The organism is Shimia sp. MIT1388 (assembly GCF_047124445.1).
In the GTDB taxonomy this organism is placed as follows: Bacteria; Pseudomonadota; Alphaproteobacteria; order Rhodobacterales; family Rhodobacteraceae; genus Shimia.
The window spans coordinates 170,997-186,851 of the sequence record NZ_CP138921.1; the positions used below are offsets into that span (position 1 = coordinate 170,997).

The window sequence follows — 15,855 nt, forward strand, 5'->3', positions numbered from 1 at the left end:
TGTCCCGAAACTTCTCGGGGCGGGGCATTTGAATAAAGGGTCGCTGTGATGACCGAATGGCTTGAACGCCACGTGCCAAAGATGGTGCTTGCACCTTCTTTTGTGGCCGTCCTCATCTTTGTCTATGGCTTTATCTTCTGGACCGCTTGGGTGTCCTTCACCCGCTCCAAGTTGACGCCGAAATACGAAATCAAAGGCTTCATCCAGTATGATCGCCTGTTTGCCTCCCCCCGCTGGGACACGGCGATGGACAACCTGTTCGTCTTTGGCACGTTGTTCATCGGGATTTCCATGATCCTCGGCCTGTTCCTGGCCATTTTGCTGGATCAGAAAATCCGCGCCGAAGGTGCGCTGCGCACGATCTACCTCTACCCGATGGCGCTGTCGATGATTGTGACCGGGACCGCGTGGAAGTGGATCATGAACCCGGGGCTGGGCATTGAAGCCACTGTCAGAAGCTGGGGCTTTGAGAGCTTTACCTTTAACTGGATCACCGATCCCAAGATGGCGATCTATGCGGTGGTGGTTGCGGCCGTGTGGCAGGCCAGCGGCTTTGTCATGGCGCTGTTCCTCGCCGGGTTGCGCTCCGTGGATGAGGAAATCATCAAGGCGGCGCAGGTGGATGGCATACCAACCTGGCGGATTTACTCAGCCATCATCATCCCGTCGATGGCCCCGATTTTCCTGTCGGCCTTCATTGTGCTGGCGCACCTTGCGATCAAGAGCTTTGACCTTGTGATTGCCCTGACCGGCGGTGGTCCCGGCTACGCCACGGACCTGCCTGCGACCTACATGTACGCCATGGCTTTTTCGCGCGGCGATATTGGTCAGGCAGCCAGCTCTGCCATGGTCATGATGGGTGTCGTCTTTGCCATTGTCGTGCCTTACCTGTATTCCGAACTGAGGGCGAAACATGACTGATTTCACCCAATCTTATGACGCGCCGCGTCGCAACTATAGCCAGTTGGCTTTGCGGTGGTTGCTGTTTGCTTTGCTGGGCCTGTTTGCGCTCTTCTATCTGATGCCGCTGTTTGTGATGGTGACCACCTCGCTCAAAAGCCTGGAGGAAATCCGCACCGGTTCTCTGGTGGCGCTGCCACGGGAAGTGACCTTTGATGCCTGGCGCACGGCCTGGTCTGAGACCTGTACCGGCGTGAAGTGTGAGGGGCTGAAGCCGTACTTCTGGAACTCAGTTCTGATGACAGTGCCGGCGGTGATCATTGCCACTCTGCTGGGTGCGGTGAACGGCTATGTGATTGCGCAGTGGCGCTTCAAAGGCGCGAACCTGATCTTCTCGCTGATGCTGTTTGGTTGCTTTATCCCGTTTCAGGTGGTGCTGCTGCCAATGGCAATTAGCCTGGGCAAACTGGGCGTGGCTGGCTCTATCCCCGGTCTGATCATGGTGCATGTGATTTACGGGATTGGCTTCACCACGCTGTTCTTCCGCAACTACTATGTCACGATTCCGTCTGAACTGACCAAAGCCGCCAAAGTGGACGGAGCAGGCTTCTTCCGGATCTTCTGGTCGATCTTTCTGCCGCTGTCGCTCCCGATCATGGTGGTGACCGTGATCTGGCAGTTCACCAACATCTGGAACGACTTCCTCTTCGGCGTCAGCTTTACGCAAGCAGGTACCCAACCGGTGACCGTGGCGCTCAACAACATCGTCAACTCCACCACAGGGGTGAAGGAATACAACGTCGATATGGCCGCCGCCATCATCGCCGCCCTTCCCACGCTGCTTGTCTATGTGGTGGCAGGCAAATACTTCATCCGCGGCCTGACCGCAGGTTCCGTGAAAGGTTAACCCCATGGCACCCATTCTGGATATCAAACAACTCTACAAGAACTACGGCTCCGTCGAGATCCTGAAGGACATCAATGTGGCGATTGAGCCCGGTGATTTCCTTGTGCTGGTCGGCCCGTCTGGCTGTGGTAAGTCCACACTGCTGAACTGTATCGCTGGACTGGAGCCGATCACCGGCGGCACGCTGTCGATTGGTGGCAAAGACATGACGCATGTCAGCCCCAAGGACCGTGACATCGCGATGGTGTTCCAGTCCTACGCGCTGTACCCGACGATGTCGGTGGCCAAGAACATCACCTTTGGCATGAAAGTGCGTGGGGTGGATTCGGCGACGCAGGAGCAGAAGCTCAATGAGGTGGCCAGCCAGCTGCAGATTGAGCAGTTGCTGAACCGTCGTCCCGGGCAGCTCTCCGGTGGTCAGCGGCAGCGAGTGGCGATGGGCCGGGCGCTTGTGCGTGATCCCAAGCTGTTCCTGTTTGATGAGCCGCTGTCCAACCTCGATGCCAAGCTGCGGGTGGAGATGCGCTCTGAGATCAAGAAGCTGCACCAGAACCTTGGCGCGACCATGGTCTATGTGACCCACGATCAGATCGAGGCGATGACGCTGGCGACAAAGATTGTGGTTCTAAAGGGCGGTGTGGTGCAGCAGATTGGCACCCCGGCGGAAATCTACAACCGTCCGGCCAACCTGTTTGTGGCGGACTTCATGGGCAGCCCGGCGATGAACTTGATCCCGGCGAAGGCCACCAAAAATGGCACGGGCACGCAGATTGAGATTGCCCGTGAGGGGGCGGCGCCGCTGATGCTGACAGATACCCATGCGGAAAACCTGCCGCAGGATGTGATCCTGGGGCTGCGGCCTGAAGACATTGCCGAGGCCGGGTTCCGGGCTGGTGAAGACGTGCAGGTGGCGGAGTGTCATATCGACATGGTGGAGCCAGCGGGTGCGGATACTTTTGTGGTGTCCGAGCTGGGTGGTAAGCAGGTCACGGCGCGATTGCATGCGGAGACCGGCGCACAGCCGGGGCAGCCGTTGCCACTGGCGTTTGACCTCAGCAAAGTGTCTTACTTTGCGCCGGGCAGTGGCGAGCGGTTGAACTAAGCTTCCGCTGTCTAAGACAAGAAAGCCCGCCTGACTGGATCAGGCGGGCTTTTGTGTTTGGAGGGTGAGGTTTATGCGCTGAGGCGATCGTCCTCTTCGAAGTTGTCGGACATGTCCGGCTCGGGTGCGCCCTCCATATCAAAACGCGCCACGATGCCGGATAGGCCTTGCGCCTCGGCCAGCAACATCTGGCTGGAGGCGGCGGCTTCTTCGGCCATGGCGGTATTTTGCTGGGTCATGGAGTCCAACTCGCTCATGGAGGTGTTGATGCTGTCCAGACCAGAAGACTGCGTGCGCACGCCTTCAGAGATCTCGGTGACCAGATCAGACACAGATGTCACCTGTGTGATGATGTTGGTCAGCGCATCGCCTGCGCGGCCCACCATTTCCACTCCGTTGGAGACATGGTCTTCGCTGGCGCTGGTCAGGGCTTGAATTTGCCCCGCGGCCTCGGCGGCGCGTTGCGCCAGGGCGCGGACTTCGGAGGCGACCACGGCAAAGCCGCTGCCAGCACTGCCCGCACGGGCGGCTTCCACGCCTGCGTTCAGGGCGAGCAAGTTGGTCTGGAAGGCGATGTCGTCGATCACGCCGATGATCTGGGAAATCTCGCTGGAGGCGGTCTGGATCTGGTCCATGGCTTCCACGGCGGAAGAAACCACATCGCGGCTGTTTTCCGCTTCCTGACGGGCGGTCTGCATCACGCCATCCACACGAGTGGCTCGGTCGGCAGTGGCTTTCACACCGTCCGAGAGTGCCGTCACAGCGTGGGCGGTATCTTCCAGCGTGGCAGCGGCGCTTTCGGTGCGTTTTTCCATCACTGTGGCCGCGGATTTCTGTTCGTCAGAATACTGGCCCACGTGTTGGGAGGCTTCGACGATCTCAGACATCAGCGTGCGCAGGTTGGCGAGGCTGTGGTTGAAGTTCTCGCGCAGGATTTCGTAGTCGGCCACAAACGGCTCTTGGATGTCGCAGGCGAGGTTGCCGCGCTCCAGTTCCGTCAGTGCCTGGCTCATGGTGTCCACCACGTCGGCGGTTTTGCGGGCGTTTTCGGCTTCGCGCTCCGAGGCTTCGTCCGCGCGTTTCAACTTATCGCGGAAGTCGCCCATTGTGCGGGCCAGATCGCCCAATTCGTCGCCCCGTTTTTGACCGGAAATGTCGATCTCATAGTTCCCTTCGGCCAGAGCGTCGGTGACACCGCGTAGGGCGCGGATGGGTTTGGTAACACGGCTGGCCGCGATCCAAGACACGATGATGGCGATGACCACAGAGGCGGCGATCATGGCGATGGCGACGAGGCGAATTTCATTGACCACAGAGAAGGCCGCAGCGTGATCGGTTTCCATGACTAGCGACCAATTGAAGCCGGGGACTTCCATAGGTTTCACCAGGCTGATGGCGTCAATCCCGCCAACAGAGGCCACGGATTCAAAGAAGGCGTCCTCATGGGCCTGTGCCGCGACAATGTGCGGGGCGGCGGGCAGGGCGCCGGAAACTTCAAACAGGCCTTCGATCAGTGAAGGGCTGCGGGCGGTGCCGTCTTCGCCCACCAGGAAGAGGTTTTGATGACCGCTGTCGTCCAGATTGGTGGACAGGGCGCTGGTGATGCGGTCGCTGGACAGTTGAACGGCCAGAACGCCGGCGATGGCTTTCTTTTTGCTCAAGATCGGGATCGCGAGGAAAGCACCAGGGGCGCCGCCGGTGATCTCATAAGCGGCAAAGTCTGAGGTGCTGATCTCGCCCGGCTTGGAGTTTACGGCAGCTTTGAAGACTTGCCCCAGACCGGAGGCGGCATAGGCGCCTTTGGAAAAGTCTTGGGCAAAGTCGTCCTGTTTCATCACCGAGTAGAGCAGGCGGCCTTCGGTGTTGAAGAGGTAGATGTCGGCGTAGCCGTTGAGGTTCAGCGAGCGTAGGAAGGTTGGGTGGTAGCTGTTGTGGGACTGGCTGTAATACTGCCCGTCACCCGGATCGACCAGCTTGGCGCGTTCGCCCGCTGGGTTCGGGTTTTTGGCGATATAGGTATCCGTCAGGTATTTGATCGGATCGTCGGCTTCGATCATGCCAAAAACGCGGTCAAAGTTGCTGATCGCGCGGAAGGTGGTTGGCTGATCGGCGTTCATCACCAGATCGCGGCGCACGGCGTCAATCAGCGCGGCGATGGCCTGTTTGCCGGCGTTGGCCGTGGTTTCGTGGGAGGCATAGACATTCTGGCGAATGTTCTGTTCTGCCATGCGATAAACCAGGAAGGACACTGTTACCAGAAACGTGGCTGTCAATGCGACCATAACCAATGGCAGCTTGAGAGAGAGTGACAGCTTTTTGGCTCCGAACATTTTTGGCTCCTCACAAAATGTCTCATCGCCCGAGAAATCACGGGGTCTTCATCGGTACCCACAAAATCCCTTCGAAGTGTTTAAGAGTAAATTTGAGCCGGAAAATAACGGTGCGGACGCCGCCGACGGACGCTCGGAGCGTAAATAGATGCTTTGTTAAGTGGCTGAAAGGAAAAGGTTCTCGCGCCGAAGCGGTTACGGAATGCGCACCCGTTCCACGAACTTCTTGAGGGCAAAACGAGAGCGGATGGCGCGGATGCCGGGGAGGCGCATGAGTTTGGATTGCAGAAAACTCTCAAACTCTTCAAGGCTTTCCACCCAGATCTCCAATTGGAAATCCATCGCGCCGGTCATCAACGTGCCGGTCACAACCTCGTCAAATCGGGCCACTTCTTTCTGAAAATTTGAAATAGCGTCGGCATCCTGGCGTTCCAGCTCGACGTTTACATAGGCAGTGATGCCAAACCCGGCGGTCATGCGATCAATGCGCAGGGTGTAGCCAGCGATCAGCCCGCTGTCTTGCAGCTGTTTCAAGCGGCGTTTGCAGGGGGTGGCAGAGAGGCCAACCCGGTCCGCGATTTGCACCACCGACATGCGCGCGTCTTCGCTCAGAGCGCGGATGATTTTTCGGTCAATTTCGTCTATAGTGATTTTCGCCACGATTTTCTCCATAGCCGAAGTTTTCGGCCAACATTTCGCAAATACGATAGGAGAACGCCGTTTTTCAACCCGGGATGTAGGCTAAACTTAACAGGTTGAATAATTCTCGCTGACTGGCGGGGGTATCGGTTCCATTGTCCGCCCCTGATCCCTTTGCGTGGGTCAACAAGACAGAGCAACCGTGCCTTCCGGCGTCAGCCCCACTTCAGAAAGGTGACGCATGGGCTCTGATACCGCTCCGCTCTCCCTCAATGTGCCGGAACCGGGATGCCGTCCCGGAGACACGCCGGACTTCTCCGATTTCGAAATTCCTAGGGCCGGCGAGGTTGGTCGCCCCGCGGTGGACGTGGACCCGGACAGTATCCGTGACATGGCGTTTTCGATTGTGCGCGTGCTCAACAAAGAGGGCGAGGCGGTGGGCGATTGGGCCGGAGCGTTGAGCGTGGAGGAGTTGCGCGAAGGCTTGCGCCACATGCTGACCCTGCGGACCTTTGATGCGCGGATGCAGAATGCGCAGCGGCAAGGCAAGACCAGCTTTTATATGCAGCATTTGGGCGAAGAGGCGGTGTCTTGCGCCTTTGCCCGCGCGTTGCAGCCTGGGGATATGAACTTCCCAACCTATCGTCAGGCAGGTCTGTTGATTGCGTCGGAGTACCCGATGCTGACGATGATGAACCAGATCTACTCCAACGCCGAAGACCCGTTGGCGGGGCGTCAGCTGCCGATCATGTATTCGTCAAAAGAACATGGCTTCTTCTCGATCTCAGGCAACCTGGGCACGCAGTTTGTGCAGTCGGTAGGTTGGGCCATGGCGTCTGCGATTTCGGGCGATACCAAGATAGCCACGGGCTGGATTGGGGATGGCTCCACGGCGGAAAACGATTTCCACGCGGCGATGGTCTTTGCCTCGACCTATAAAGCGCCGGTTGTGCTCAATATCGTGAACAACCAATGGGCCATTTCCACGTTCCAAGGAATCGCACGCGGCGGCGTGGGCACCTTCGCAGCACGTGGCCATGGCTTTGGCATTGCCTCCCTGCGCGTGGATGGCAACGACTATCTGGCGGTGCATGCGGTGGCGAAATGGGCCGCCGAGCGGGCGCGTTTGGGCCATGGACCCACGTTAATTGAGCATGTGACCTATCGGGCAGGCGGGCACTCGACCTCTGATGATCCATCAGCCTATCGCTCCAAACGTGAGGCGGCGGCCTGGCCATTGGGAGACCCAATTGAGCGGCTGAAGCAGCACCTGATCAAGATTGGCGAGTGGAGCGAAGACCGCCACGCGCAGGCGGAAGCGGAAATCCTCGATACGGTGATTTCGGTGCAGAAAGAGGCCGAAGCGGTGGGCACATTGGCAGGCGGCAAAGCGCCCAGCCCGCGCGATATGTTTGAAGGGGTGTATGAGACCATGCCGGCGCACCTGATCCGTCAACGTCAAGAAGCGGGGTATTGATCATGGCACAAATGACAATGATTGAAGCCATCCGCGAGGCCCATGATGTGGCCATGGCCGCGGATGACAAGGTGGTGGTGTTTGGTGAAGACGTTGGTTTCTTTGGCGGTGTATTCCGCTGTACCGCAGGGTTGCAGGAAAAATACGGGAAGTCCCGTTGCTTTGATGCGCCGATCAACGAGAGCGGCATTGTCGGCACGGCGATTGGCATGGCGGCTTATGGCCTGAAGCCAGTGATTGAGATCCAGTTCGCCGACTATGTGTACCCGGCCTATGACCAGATCGTGTCGGAAGCGGCGCGTTTGCGGCATCGCTCCAACGGGGATTTTACCTGTCCTTTGGTGATCCGCATGCCCACCGGTGGCGGTATCTTTGGCGGGCAGACGCACAGCCAAAGCCCAGAGGCGATTTTCACCCATGTATCCGGGCTGAAGGTGGTGATCCCGTCCAATCCTCGGGATGCCAAGGGCTTGCTGTTGGCTGCGATTGCTGACCCCGATCCGGTGATTTTCCTGGAGCCGAAGCGGCTATATAACGGCCCGTTTGATGGCCATCACGACAAGCCAATTGAAAGCTGGAAGAAACATCCTCAGGGCGACGTGCCCGAGGGCAATGAGATCACTCCGCTGGGCAAGGCGCATATTCAGCGTGAAGGCGCGGATGTGACGGTTCTGGCTTATGGCACAATGGTTTACGTGGCCGAGGCGGCTGCGGAAGAAACCGGAGTGGATGCGGAGGTGATTGACCTGCGCACGCTGATGCCGCTGGACCTGGAGACCATTGTTGAGAGTGTGAAAAAGACCGGGCGCTGTGTGATTGTGCATGAGGCGACCCGCACCTCTGGCTTTGGGGCCGAGCTGATGAGCCTCGTGCAGGAAGCCTGTTTCTATCATCTTGAAGCGCCGATGATCCGGGTGACCGGATGGGACACGCCGTATCCGCATGCGCAGGAGTGGGAGTATTTCCCCGGACCTGCACGGGTTGGCGAAGCGCTGCGCAAAGTCATGGAGGACTGATCCCATGGGAGTATTTGCAATCCGTTTGCCCGACGTCGGAGAGGGCATTGCCGAGGCCGAACTGGTCGAATGGCACGTGAAAGTTGGTGACGTGGTGCGCGAAGATGACGTGCTAGCGGCTGTGATGACCGATAAGGCCGCTGTGGAAGTGCCGTCGTCTGTGGACGGCAAGGTGCTCGCGCTGGGCGGTGAAATTGGCGACATGATCGCGATTGGCGCCGTGTTGATCCGCATTGAGGTGGACGGCGAAGGCAACGAGAGTGGTGACGTGGAAGCGCCTACGGCGGCACCGGTTGAAGAAAAGCCTGCGGTTGTAGAGGCCGTGGCTGAGCCAGAGCCAAAACCAGCGGCGAAACCTGTGGCGGCTCCCGTCGCGGCAGCGCCAGTAAAACGCGCGGCAGGCACCAAGCCTTTGGCGTCGCCGTCAGTTCGCGCGCGGGCGCGGGAAGAGGGCGTGGATCTGCGACAGGTGCCAGGATCCGGTGCGGCAGGGCGGATCAGCCATGCCGATCTGGACAATTGGATCGCCTCGGGCGGCATTCAGCAGGGCGGGGTGACCCGTGGACAGAACACCGGCGTGGAAGAGGTGCGGGTGATTGGCATGCGCCGCAAGATCGCCGAAAAGATGGCGATCTCCAAACGGCAAATTCCGCATATCACCATTGTGGAAGAGGTGGAGATGTCGGCGCTGGAAGACCTGCGTGCGGCGCTCAATGCCAAACACAAAGGGGAGCGGGCGAAGCTGACGCTGTTGCCGTTCCTGATGCGCGCGATTGTCGAAGCGGTCCGCGAGCAGCCGGAGTTGAACGCGCGATATGATGACGAAGCTGGCGTGATCCACCGTCATGGGGGCGTGCATGTGGGCATTGCGACACAGACGCCTAATGGTTTGAACGTGCCGGTGGTGAAACATACCGAGGCGGGCAGCCTGTGGGACAATGCAGAAACCGTGTCGCGATTGGCGCAAGAAGCACGGGACGGCACCATCAAACGCGATGAGCTGTCCGGGGGCACGATCACCATCACCTCGTTGGGGCCGCTGGGCGCGATTGCCACAACGCCGATCATCAACCACCCGGAGGTGGCGATTGTCGGTGTGAACAAAATGCAGATCCGACCCGTCTGGGATGGGCAGCAGTTCCAGCCGCGTAAGATGATGAACATCTCCTGCAGTTTTGATCACCGGGTGATCGACGGCTGGGATGCGGCTGTGTTTGTGCAAAAATTAAAAACCCTGCTGGAAACGCCAGCGATGCTGTTTGTTGAGGGCTAAATGACTGATCTATCATGTAAACTGCTGATCATTGGGGCCGGCCCTGGCGGCTACGTCTGTGCCATTCGGGCGGGCCAGCTGGGCATTGATACCATTGTTGTGGATGCTGGTAAGCCGGGGGGCACCTGTCTGAATGTGGGCTGTATTCCGTCCAAAGCAATGATCCACGCGGCGGATGAATTCCACAAGATCGCGCATGTGAACGATGGGCCTCTGGGGATTTCCGCCAGCGCGCCAAGCATCGATCTGGCCCAGACCGTGGCGTGGAAAGATGGCATTGTGCAGCGTTTGAACACGGGTGTTTCGGCGTTGATGAAGAAAGCCAAAGCGCGGTTTGTCACTGGGCAGGCGCGGTTTTTGGATGGCAAAACCGTAGAGGTCACCAATGGCGACGAGGTGCAGCAGATCCGTGCGGAATATGTGGTGATTGCCACGGGCTCCGCGCCGGTAGAGTTGCCATTCCTGCCGTTTGGTGGGCCGATCTTGTCCTCCACAGAAGCACTGGACCTGACCGAGGTGCCGGAGACGCTGGCCGTTGTTGGTGGCGGCTACATCGGGCTGGAGCTGGGCACGGTGTTTGCCAAGCTGGGCAGCAAGGTCACAGTGGTGGAGGCGGAAAACCGCATTCTGTCGCTCTACGACAAAGCTTTAACCAAGCCGGTGGCTAAGCGGTTGGAAGACCTCGGCGTGACCGTGATGGCCGGTACCAAGGCGCAAGGCTATAGCGATGGCGCGTTGCAAACCGATCAGGGTGATGTGGTCGCGGAAAAGGTCCTGGTGACTGTCGGGCGGCGTCCTCGCACGGCGGGCATTGGCATTGAAGAACTGGCGCTGACCCAAGATGGGCCGTTTGTGAAGATCGACAGTTTCTGCCAGACTTCCATGCGCGGGATTTACGCGATTGGCGATGTGACCGGCGAGCCGATGTTGGCGCACCGGGCCATGGCGCAGGGCGAGATGGTGGCCGAACACATCGCAGGCCATGCGGTGGAATGGGACAAATGCGCCATTCCGGCGGTGTGTTTCACCGACCCGGAGGTGGTGACCTGTGGTGCGTTGCCGGGCGAGATCGACGGCACCAAATCCAGCGAGTTTCCATTTATGGCCAACGGCCGCGCCATGACCACCGAACGCGACGACGGCTTTGTGCGGGTTGTGTACCGCGAGGAGGATCACGCGGTTGTGGGCTTTCAAGCGGTCGGGGCGGGGATTTCGGAACTCTCCGCCGCGTTTTCGCTGGCCATTGAGATGGGCGCCTGCCTTGAAGACATCGCGGCGACAATCCATGCGCATCCAACCCAGTCGGAAGGGTTGCAGGAGGCCTGCCTGAAAGCGTTGGGCCACGCACTGCATATTTAAGGCATTGCACCAGAACAATAAAAAGGCCCGCAGCATGTTGCGGGCCTTTTTTGTTGCAGGAATGGAGGGACCTGCGGGTTAAAACAGTTGCACGTCGCCGAGGTTGTCGTCGACCTTTGGCTTTGGCTTGCGCTTTGGTGCTTCATCCTCGGTCAGCAGACGGGTGTCTTTCATAAAGCGGCGCTGGATGCGGCCCCCGACCGGCCAGAAGCGGATGTTGCGGCCGCGTTGGCCACCAAGACAGCAATCGACCAGTTCAAAGCCTTCGTTACGCACGAACCACATGGCGAATTCGGCGTTTTTGGACCCGATGTCGATGCGGCTGTTGAACATTTTGCCGCCGCCCAACAGTTTGACCTTCAGCTTATCGCGGCGGGCGCCAGCCTGGATCAGACCGTTCACCAGAAGTTCCATGGCGTGCACACCGTGGCTCATGGAGCCGGCAGAGCCGTCTTCGGTGCCAGGCAGCAGGAAGTGATTCATGCCGCCGATGCCCGCCGTTTCGTCCCACATACATGCCGCCACACATGAGCCGAGGATCGTGGTCATCACGATATCCTGGTCACTGGACACCTGCACGTCGCCCTGCAACAGGGGCTGGACCTGGTATCCTTTGATGGCTTCTGCTTCACTAAGACTCATTGGCTATTCCATTCACCGAGGGTTACACGCCAGCCGGGTTCGCGCTCCAGCTGGCAAGGCGCAGTTTTTGCGCAGTTCTTAGAAGTCTTCCCAGTCTTCGCTGGAAGTGTCCTGGACCGGCGCAGATTGGTTCACGGCGGCTTTGGCTGGCTTGGGCTGCGGTTTCGGGGCAGCCGCAGGCTTCGCAGCAGCGGTTTTCTTCACCTTTGCCTTGGTCTTAGTGGCGGCCTTGGCGTCTTTGGCGGCGTCGTCGTCCCATTCCTTGGTTTTTGCCGCATCGGCCACAGGCTGTGCCGAGGCAGGTCTGGCAGGTTTGGGCGCGGGTTTCGCGGGTGCTGGCTTGGCAGCTGTTGGAGCCTTGGTTGCCGCTTTTGGCACTGCGGGAGCACGCGGGGTCGCGGCGGCGGTCACGTCGGCTTCGGTCAGTTTGAAGACCTTGAGGGCCTGAGACATATTGGCAGCTTCATCCGACAGGCTGCGGCTTGCAGCAGAGGATTCTTCTATCATCGCCGCGTTGCGCTGGGTCACGCGGTCCAGCTCGGTCACGCTCTCTTTGATTTCGCGCAGGTTGTCGGCCTGATCGCGGGAGCCGGTGGCAATTTGTGACACCAGGTCAGAGGCGTGGTTCACACCAGTGATGATTTCCTGAAGCGCGTCACCTGCTTTGTTCACCAGTTCGCTGCCTTTGGTGACCTGCTCGCCGGAGGTCAGGATCAGCTCTTTGATTTCGTTCGCGGAATCTGAGGCGCGTTGGGCCAGAGCGCGGACTTCGGAGGCAACCACGGCAAACCCGCGACCTGCTTCGCCTGCACGGGCCGCTTCTACGCCGGCGTTCAATGCCAGCAGGTTGGTCTGGAAGGCGATGTCGTCGATCACGCCGATGATCGCGGTGATCTTGTCGGAGCTCTGTTCGATGTTGCGCATGGCTTCGACGGTGAGTTCCACCACTTCGCCACCGGACTGCGCCTGTTGACGGTTCTGGGTGATGCGCTTGTTGGCTTCGGCCGCATGGTCAGCGGTCTGTTCCACAGAGGTGCTCAGGGTTTCGATGGCGGCGGCGGACTCTTCGAGGGTCACAGCCTGTGCCTCGGACCGTTTGGACTGGTCGATCACGCTTTCGGAGATTTCCTGAGCGCTGGAGCGTACGGTTTCGGCGGTGCGGGTCACGGTGGACAGCACGGACTTCAAGTTGTCCAGTACGTCGTTGAAATCTTTGCAAATTTGCTGGGAGTTTTGACCAAGGCTTGCAAATTCCGCTGTGTCGATAGGGCGATCTACACGGCCGTCGGCAATCTCTGACAGACCTTCAGCGAGACGGGCAAACAGGCGCTGGCGCTGTTCATCCTGCTCGGCGCGGGCTTCGCGGTCGCGTTCTTCCTGGGCCAGTTGATCGCGGAACTTTGCCAGACGTTTGGCCATGGCACCAATTTCGTCGTCGCGGTCCAGGCAGGGCACGTCACAGTCAAAGTCGTGATTGGCGACCGCATCCATGGCTTTGCCAAGGCTCAATACAGGGCGGGTGACCACACGGCCTACCAGCATGACAATCAGCGCGAGGGCGAGGGCGGCGGCAAGCGAGGAGCCGATGGCGCCTTTGATGAATTCCTGCAGCGCTTCCTCGCGAATGGAGGACACATCGGCAGCGACCTGAAGGGTGCCAACCGGGTTGCGACCGGCCTGGGCGATAGGCATTTGTGCCGCATAGATTGGGCCTTCGATGGCATGTGCGCTAGGTTTGTCGTCGGAAACGGTGGCGGCAACATTGCTCAGCGCGGCGGAGATGCTGTCGGCGCGTGTTTCGGCGATGTCGTAGCTGTAGATCACCGCGCCATCCGGCGAGAGCACGCTGACCGCGGTGATGTGAGAGTCTTGCTCCAGGAAGCGGTCGGTTGTGGCTTTCAGGCGGTCAACGTCCTGAAACTGCGCGGCGGCGACCAACTGGGTGCTGAACAGCTCGGTCAGCAAGTCGTAGCGCTCCATCGCCTGGGTTTCGGCTTCGGCGGTGCGGGCGTTGTATTGATTGAATTGCGAAAGTCCGACCGCCAATAGGGCGCAGACTGCAATTGCCGCTGCAAGTTTGGTTTTTATGCTCATCCGCGAGAAGCGGGATTTGATTTTTGGGAAAACTGGCATGGTGATTTCCTGTTGTTTATTTGGAGCTAATGGGAGCGGCGAAAATGGCGGGGTGGGGGCAGCCCCTTAAAGGGAGCTGCCTTTTTGAGTGACTTGCGAGGCCTTGGCAGAGAGGTCAGCCAGGTGGCGATCGGTGTTGTCGTGGAAGTTTTCCAGACGGGCGATGATGCCGTCCAGACCGCTGTCCACGTCGCGCATGCGGCCGCTTTCGACCTTGCAGAGCAGTTTCACAACATCCAGACCGTTGATCCGGCGGCGCAGGCTGCGGCAGATGTCCGGTATGGATTTGCCGATGGAGGAAATCTCAATCAGGCGGGAGCGGCTGCGCTGTTGCAGGCGTTCGTGGTGCTCTTTCAGCAGGATCGCGCCATCGGTTTCTTTGTCCTCCGGGCGGACGTTACTGTGAGCCTCTCCCAGAAGTTGCGCAATTTGCATCGCCCAGCGGCCCTGGGATACGGCGCTGTACATTTGCACCAGTGATCCGTTTTCCGGGTCATGCAGACGCCCCACAAGGCCGTGCATTTCCTTGGCCATCGCGTCATAGTTCTGTGAGATGGTGCCGAGGGCTGCGCCTGCGCCTTCGAGGCGACCGGCGAGAATACGCAGGTTCACAGGCTCGCCGCGGACACGCTCAAAGCCTTGTTCGATGCTGTTCACCAGATCCTGCATATCGGTGATAATCTCAGCAAGCTCGTCCATCAGGGCGAAGCTGTTGACCAGATCAGGCTCGATGATGTTGCGGTTTTTGAACTCCATATCCAAAGCTGCGATGCCATAGGCCTCCAGCGTCGCATAACCGGCTTCCTGGATCATTTCCAGCAGGCGCGTGCCGCTTTGTTCCGGGGTCAGGTTCTTGTCGGTCTCTTCCTGACGGAGAGTGACATACATTTCCTTGGTGGTTTCAAACAACTCTGTGCCAGGGCGGATGCGCGCGGACAGGTAGCCGTTTTCCGTTTGGGTCACCACTGCCAAAACCCAATAGTAACCACCGGATTTTGTCTTGTTTTTCACGTAGGTGACAACCGGACGACCCGCCTTGAGGCATTCCCACAGGAGGTAGAACACACCTTTCGGCATGTCCGGGTGGCGCATGATCTTATGGGGCGCGTTCATCAGCTCTTCGAGCGGGTAACCACCAACTTCGATGAACTTGTCGTTGGCAAACTGGATCACGCCACGCGGATCGGTTGCCGAGGTGATGATGCTCTCAGCAGCAAACCGCACCTCAGTTGCGGAGCTGTCTGCGCTGGCGCTGCTGATCTTTGTCATGGCGTTCATGAGTCTATTCCAATGTCACTGTGGCTGAGCGAGTGGGGCTCAGAAGAGGTTAACGTTGCCTGCATCAGGCGAGATTGCGCGGGTCTTGTCTGCGTCCGAAAGGCGGGATTTGAGGTAATCCAGACGGACGCTGTCGGAGAGATCCTGCACATTCAGATCCGGTCCGGCGCCAATCATTGAAGACATGTTGCCAAGCAAAACCGCGATGTCGTCCAGGTGCTGGAACAGCGCGTCCACACGCTGCAGATCCCTAATTTTATTGTGATCGACGCCCTCCAGATCGAGTTCGCTGGTCAACCCGTCCAACGCATGTGCGATGGAAGCCAGGTCAGCCACGTCCTCGGAAATGGTGGTCAATACGTCTGCGGTTGTGCGCGTTGTCATTTGTAGTCCCCCATGGGAGCCTCCTTTACAGAGGCCCCACCACCTTCTCGATGCAGGCTTTGAGCTGTGCGGTTTCAAACGGCTTCTTGATGAAGTTGTTCATGCCCAGCTTAACGCCGCGGTTGATGGTGTCCGGGTCGGCACGGCCTGTGATCAGGATGAAACCTGTCCGGGCGGTGGCCTTGTTGGAGCGGATGCCTTCCAGAAGCTGGAGGCCGTCCATGCCCGGCATGTTGAAATCGGACAGGATCAGGTGGACCGGCTTCGCCGCGAGGCTGCGCCAGGCCTGGGCACCGTCATTTTCGGTGCGGTAGTTGACGATCCCGATCTCATCGAGTGCCTGTGTGATGAGTCCTCGGCTGGTGGACATGTCGTCCACAACCAGAATGTGCAGCTTATCTTTCAAGCTCATTGT

14 protein-coding genes are annotated in these 15,855 nt (G+C 59.0%); 7 read left to right on the forward strand and 7 right to left on the reverse strand.

The features are described 5' to 3' along the window. Positions 1 to 48 precede the first annotated feature (48 nt). From SIB92_RS00780 to SIB92_RS00790, 3 genes are read left to right on the forward strand one after another with little or no spacing between them, the layout of a single operon-like run. A complete protein-coding gene (locus tag SIB92_RS00780; RefSeq protein ID WP_412554025.1) occupies positions 49 to 921 on the forward strand; it encodes a carbohydrate ABC transporter permease in 873 nt (290 codons plus the stop codon). Beyond that, positions 914 to 1,807 (forward strand): carbohydrate ABC transporter permease, encoded by an 894-nt coding sequence (locus SIB92_RS00785; protein WP_412554026.1) that lies wholly within the window; start codon positions 914 to 916, stop codon positions 1,805 to 1,807. Before SIB92_RS00780 ends, SIB92_RS00785 begins: the two co-directional genes overlap by 8 nt. Positions 1,808 to 1,811: 4 nt before the next feature. Beyond that, positions 1,812 to 2,909 carry an ABC transporter ATP-binding protein gene (locus tag SIB92_RS00790; RefSeq protein WP_412554027.1) on the forward strand — a complete coding sequence of 366 codons (1,098 nt, stop codon included), beginning with the start codon at positions 1,812 to 1,814 and terminating at the stop codon, positions 2,907 to 2,909. 71 nt (positions 2,910 to 2,980) lie between these two features. On the opposite strand, the gene SIB92_RS00795 is transcribed toward SIB92_RS00790, so the two are convergent. Continuing rightward, entirely contained in the window at positions 2,981 to 5,239 is a 2,259-nt protein-coding gene (locus SIB92_RS00795) for a methyl-accepting chemotaxis protein (RefSeq protein ID WP_412554028.1), read from the reverse strand. Between the two features lie 195 nt (positions 5,240 to 5,434). Then, positions 5,435 to 5,899, reverse strand: coding sequence for an Lrp/AsnC family transcriptional regulator (locus SIB92_RS00800; protein WP_294118204.1), 465 nt, complete (start codon positions 5,897 to 5,899; stop codon positions 5,435 to 5,437). A 220-nt stretch (positions 5,900 to 6,119) separates the two neighbouring features. Between SIB92_RS00800 and SIB92_RS00805 the strand changes: the two genes are divergently transcribed. Genes SIB92_RS00805 through lpdA form a run of 4 tightly spaced genes read left to right on the forward strand, consistent with a single transcriptional unit; the run spans position 6,120 to position 11,003 of the window. Continuing rightward, the gene (locus tag SIB92_RS00805) at positions 6,120 to 7,355 is read left to right on the forward strand and encodes a 3-methyl-2-oxobutanoate dehydrogenase (2-methylpropanoyl-transferring) subunit alpha (protein ID WP_412554029.1); all 1,236 of its coding nucleotides are present in this window, start codon (positions 6,120 to 6,122) and stop codon (positions 7,353 to 7,355) included. A 2-nt stretch (positions 7,356 to 7,357) separates the two neighbouring features. Beyond that, entirely contained in the window at positions 7,358 to 8,371 is a 1,014-nt protein-coding gene (locus tag SIB92_RS00810; RefSeq protein ID WP_412554030.1) for an alpha-ketoacid dehydrogenase subunit beta, read from the forward strand. A gap of 4 nt (positions 8,372 to 8,375) precedes the next feature. Continuing rightward, complete coding sequence (locus SIB92_RS00815) at positions 8,376 to 9,644, forward strand: dihydrolipoamide acetyltransferase family protein (protein ID WP_412554031.1); 1,269 nt, start codon at positions 8,376 to 8,378, stop codon at positions 9,642 to 9,644. Further along, positions 9,645 to 11,003 (forward strand): dihydrolipoyl dehydrogenase, encoded by a 1,359-nt coding sequence (gene lpdA, locus SIB92_RS00820; RefSeq protein WP_412554032.1) that lies wholly within the window; start codon positions 9,645 to 9,647, stop codon positions 11,001 to 11,003. A gap of 78 nt (positions 11,004 to 11,081) precedes the next feature. Here lpdA and SIB92_RS00825 read toward each other — a convergent pair whose 3' ends face one another. The 5 genes from SIB92_RS00825 to SIB92_RS00845 form a co-directional block, all read right to left on the reverse strand. Further along, positions 11,082 to 11,645 (reverse strand): chemotaxis protein CheD, encoded by a 564-nt coding sequence (locus SIB92_RS00825; RefSeq protein WP_412554033.1) that lies wholly within the window; start codon positions 11,643 to 11,645, stop codon positions 11,082 to 11,084. A 78-nt stretch (positions 11,646 to 11,723) separates the two neighbouring features. Further along, positions 11,724 to 13,778 carry a methyl-accepting chemotaxis protein gene (locus SIB92_RS00830; protein WP_412554034.1) on the reverse strand — a complete coding sequence of 685 codons (2,055 nt, stop codon included), beginning with the start codon at positions 13,776 to 13,778 and terminating at the stop codon, positions 11,724 to 11,726. 66 nt (positions 13,779 to 13,844) lie between these two features. Further along, positions 13,845 to 15,047, reverse strand: coding sequence for a PAS domain-containing protein (locus tag SIB92_RS00835; protein WP_412554035.1), 1,203 nt, complete (start codon positions 15,045 to 15,047; stop codon positions 13,845 to 13,847). A gap of 48 nt (positions 15,048 to 15,095) precedes the next feature. Beyond that, on the reverse strand, positions 15,096 to 15,440 hold the full coding sequence (locus SIB92_RS00840) for a hypothetical protein (RefSeq protein WP_412554036.1): 345 nt from the start codon (positions 15,438 to 15,440) through the stop codon (positions 15,096 to 15,098). A 25-nt stretch (positions 15,441 to 15,465) separates the two neighbouring features. Beyond that, on the reverse strand, positions 15,466 to 15,852 hold the full coding sequence (locus SIB92_RS00845; RefSeq protein ID WP_294118189.1) for a response regulator: 387 nt from the start codon (positions 15,850 to 15,852) through the stop codon (positions 15,466 to 15,468). Positions 15,853 to 15,855 lie beyond the last annotated feature (3 nt).

Excerpts from the sequence above, each read along its gene's own strand:
- SIB92_RS00805 (WP_412554029.1), top strand. The coding sequence starts at position 6,120 with ATGGGCTCTGATACCGCTCCGCTCTCCCTCAATGTGCCGGAACCGGGA.
- SIB92_RS00815 (WP_412554031.1), top strand. The coding sequence starts at position 8,376 with ATGGGAGTATTTGCAATCCGTTTGCCCGACGTCGGAGAGGGCATTGCC.
- SIB92_RS00790 (WP_412554027.1), top strand. The coding sequence starts at position 1,812 with ATGGCACCCATTCTGGATATCAAACAACTCTACAAGAACTACGGCTCC.
- SIB92_RS00840 (WP_412554036.1), bottom strand. The coding sequence starts at position 15,440 with ATGACAACGCGCACAACCGCAGACGTATTGACCACCATTTCCGAGGAC.
- SIB92_RS00825 (WP_412554033.1), bottom strand. The coding sequence starts at position 11,645 with ATGAGTCTTAGTGAAGCAGAAGCCATCAAAGGATACCAGGTCCAGCCC.
- SIB92_RS00785 (WP_412554026.1), top strand. The coding sequence starts at position 914 with ATGACTGATTTCACCCAATCTTATGACGCGCCGCGTCGCAACTATAGC.
- lpdA (WP_412554032.1), top strand. The coding sequence starts at position 9,645 with ATGACTGATCTATCATGTAAACTGCTGATCATTGGGGCCGGCCCTGGC.
- SIB92_RS00810 (WP_412554030.1), top strand. The coding sequence starts at position 7,358 with ATGGCACAAATGACAATGATTGAAGCCATCCGCGAGGCCCATGATGTG.
- SIB92_RS00835 (WP_412554035.1), bottom strand. The coding sequence starts at position 15,047 with ATGACAAAGATCAGCAGCGCCAGCGCAGACAGCTCCGCAACTGAGGTG.
- SIB92_RS00845 (WP_294118189.1), bottom strand. The coding sequence starts at position 15,852 with ATGAGCTTGAAAGATAAGCTGCACATTCTGGTTGTGGACGACATGTCC.
- SIB92_RS00780 (WP_412554025.1), top strand. The coding sequence starts at position 49 with ATGACCGAATGGCTTGAACGCCACGTGCCAAAGATGGTGCTTGCACCT.
- SIB92_RS00795 (WP_412554028.1), bottom strand. The coding sequence starts at position 5,239 with ATGTTCGGAGCCAAAAAGCTGTCACTCTCTCTCAAGCTGCCATTGGTT.
- SIB92_RS00830 (WP_412554034.1), bottom strand. The coding sequence starts at position 13,778 with ATGCCAGTTTTCCCAAAAATCAAATCCCGCTTCTCGCGGATGAGCATA.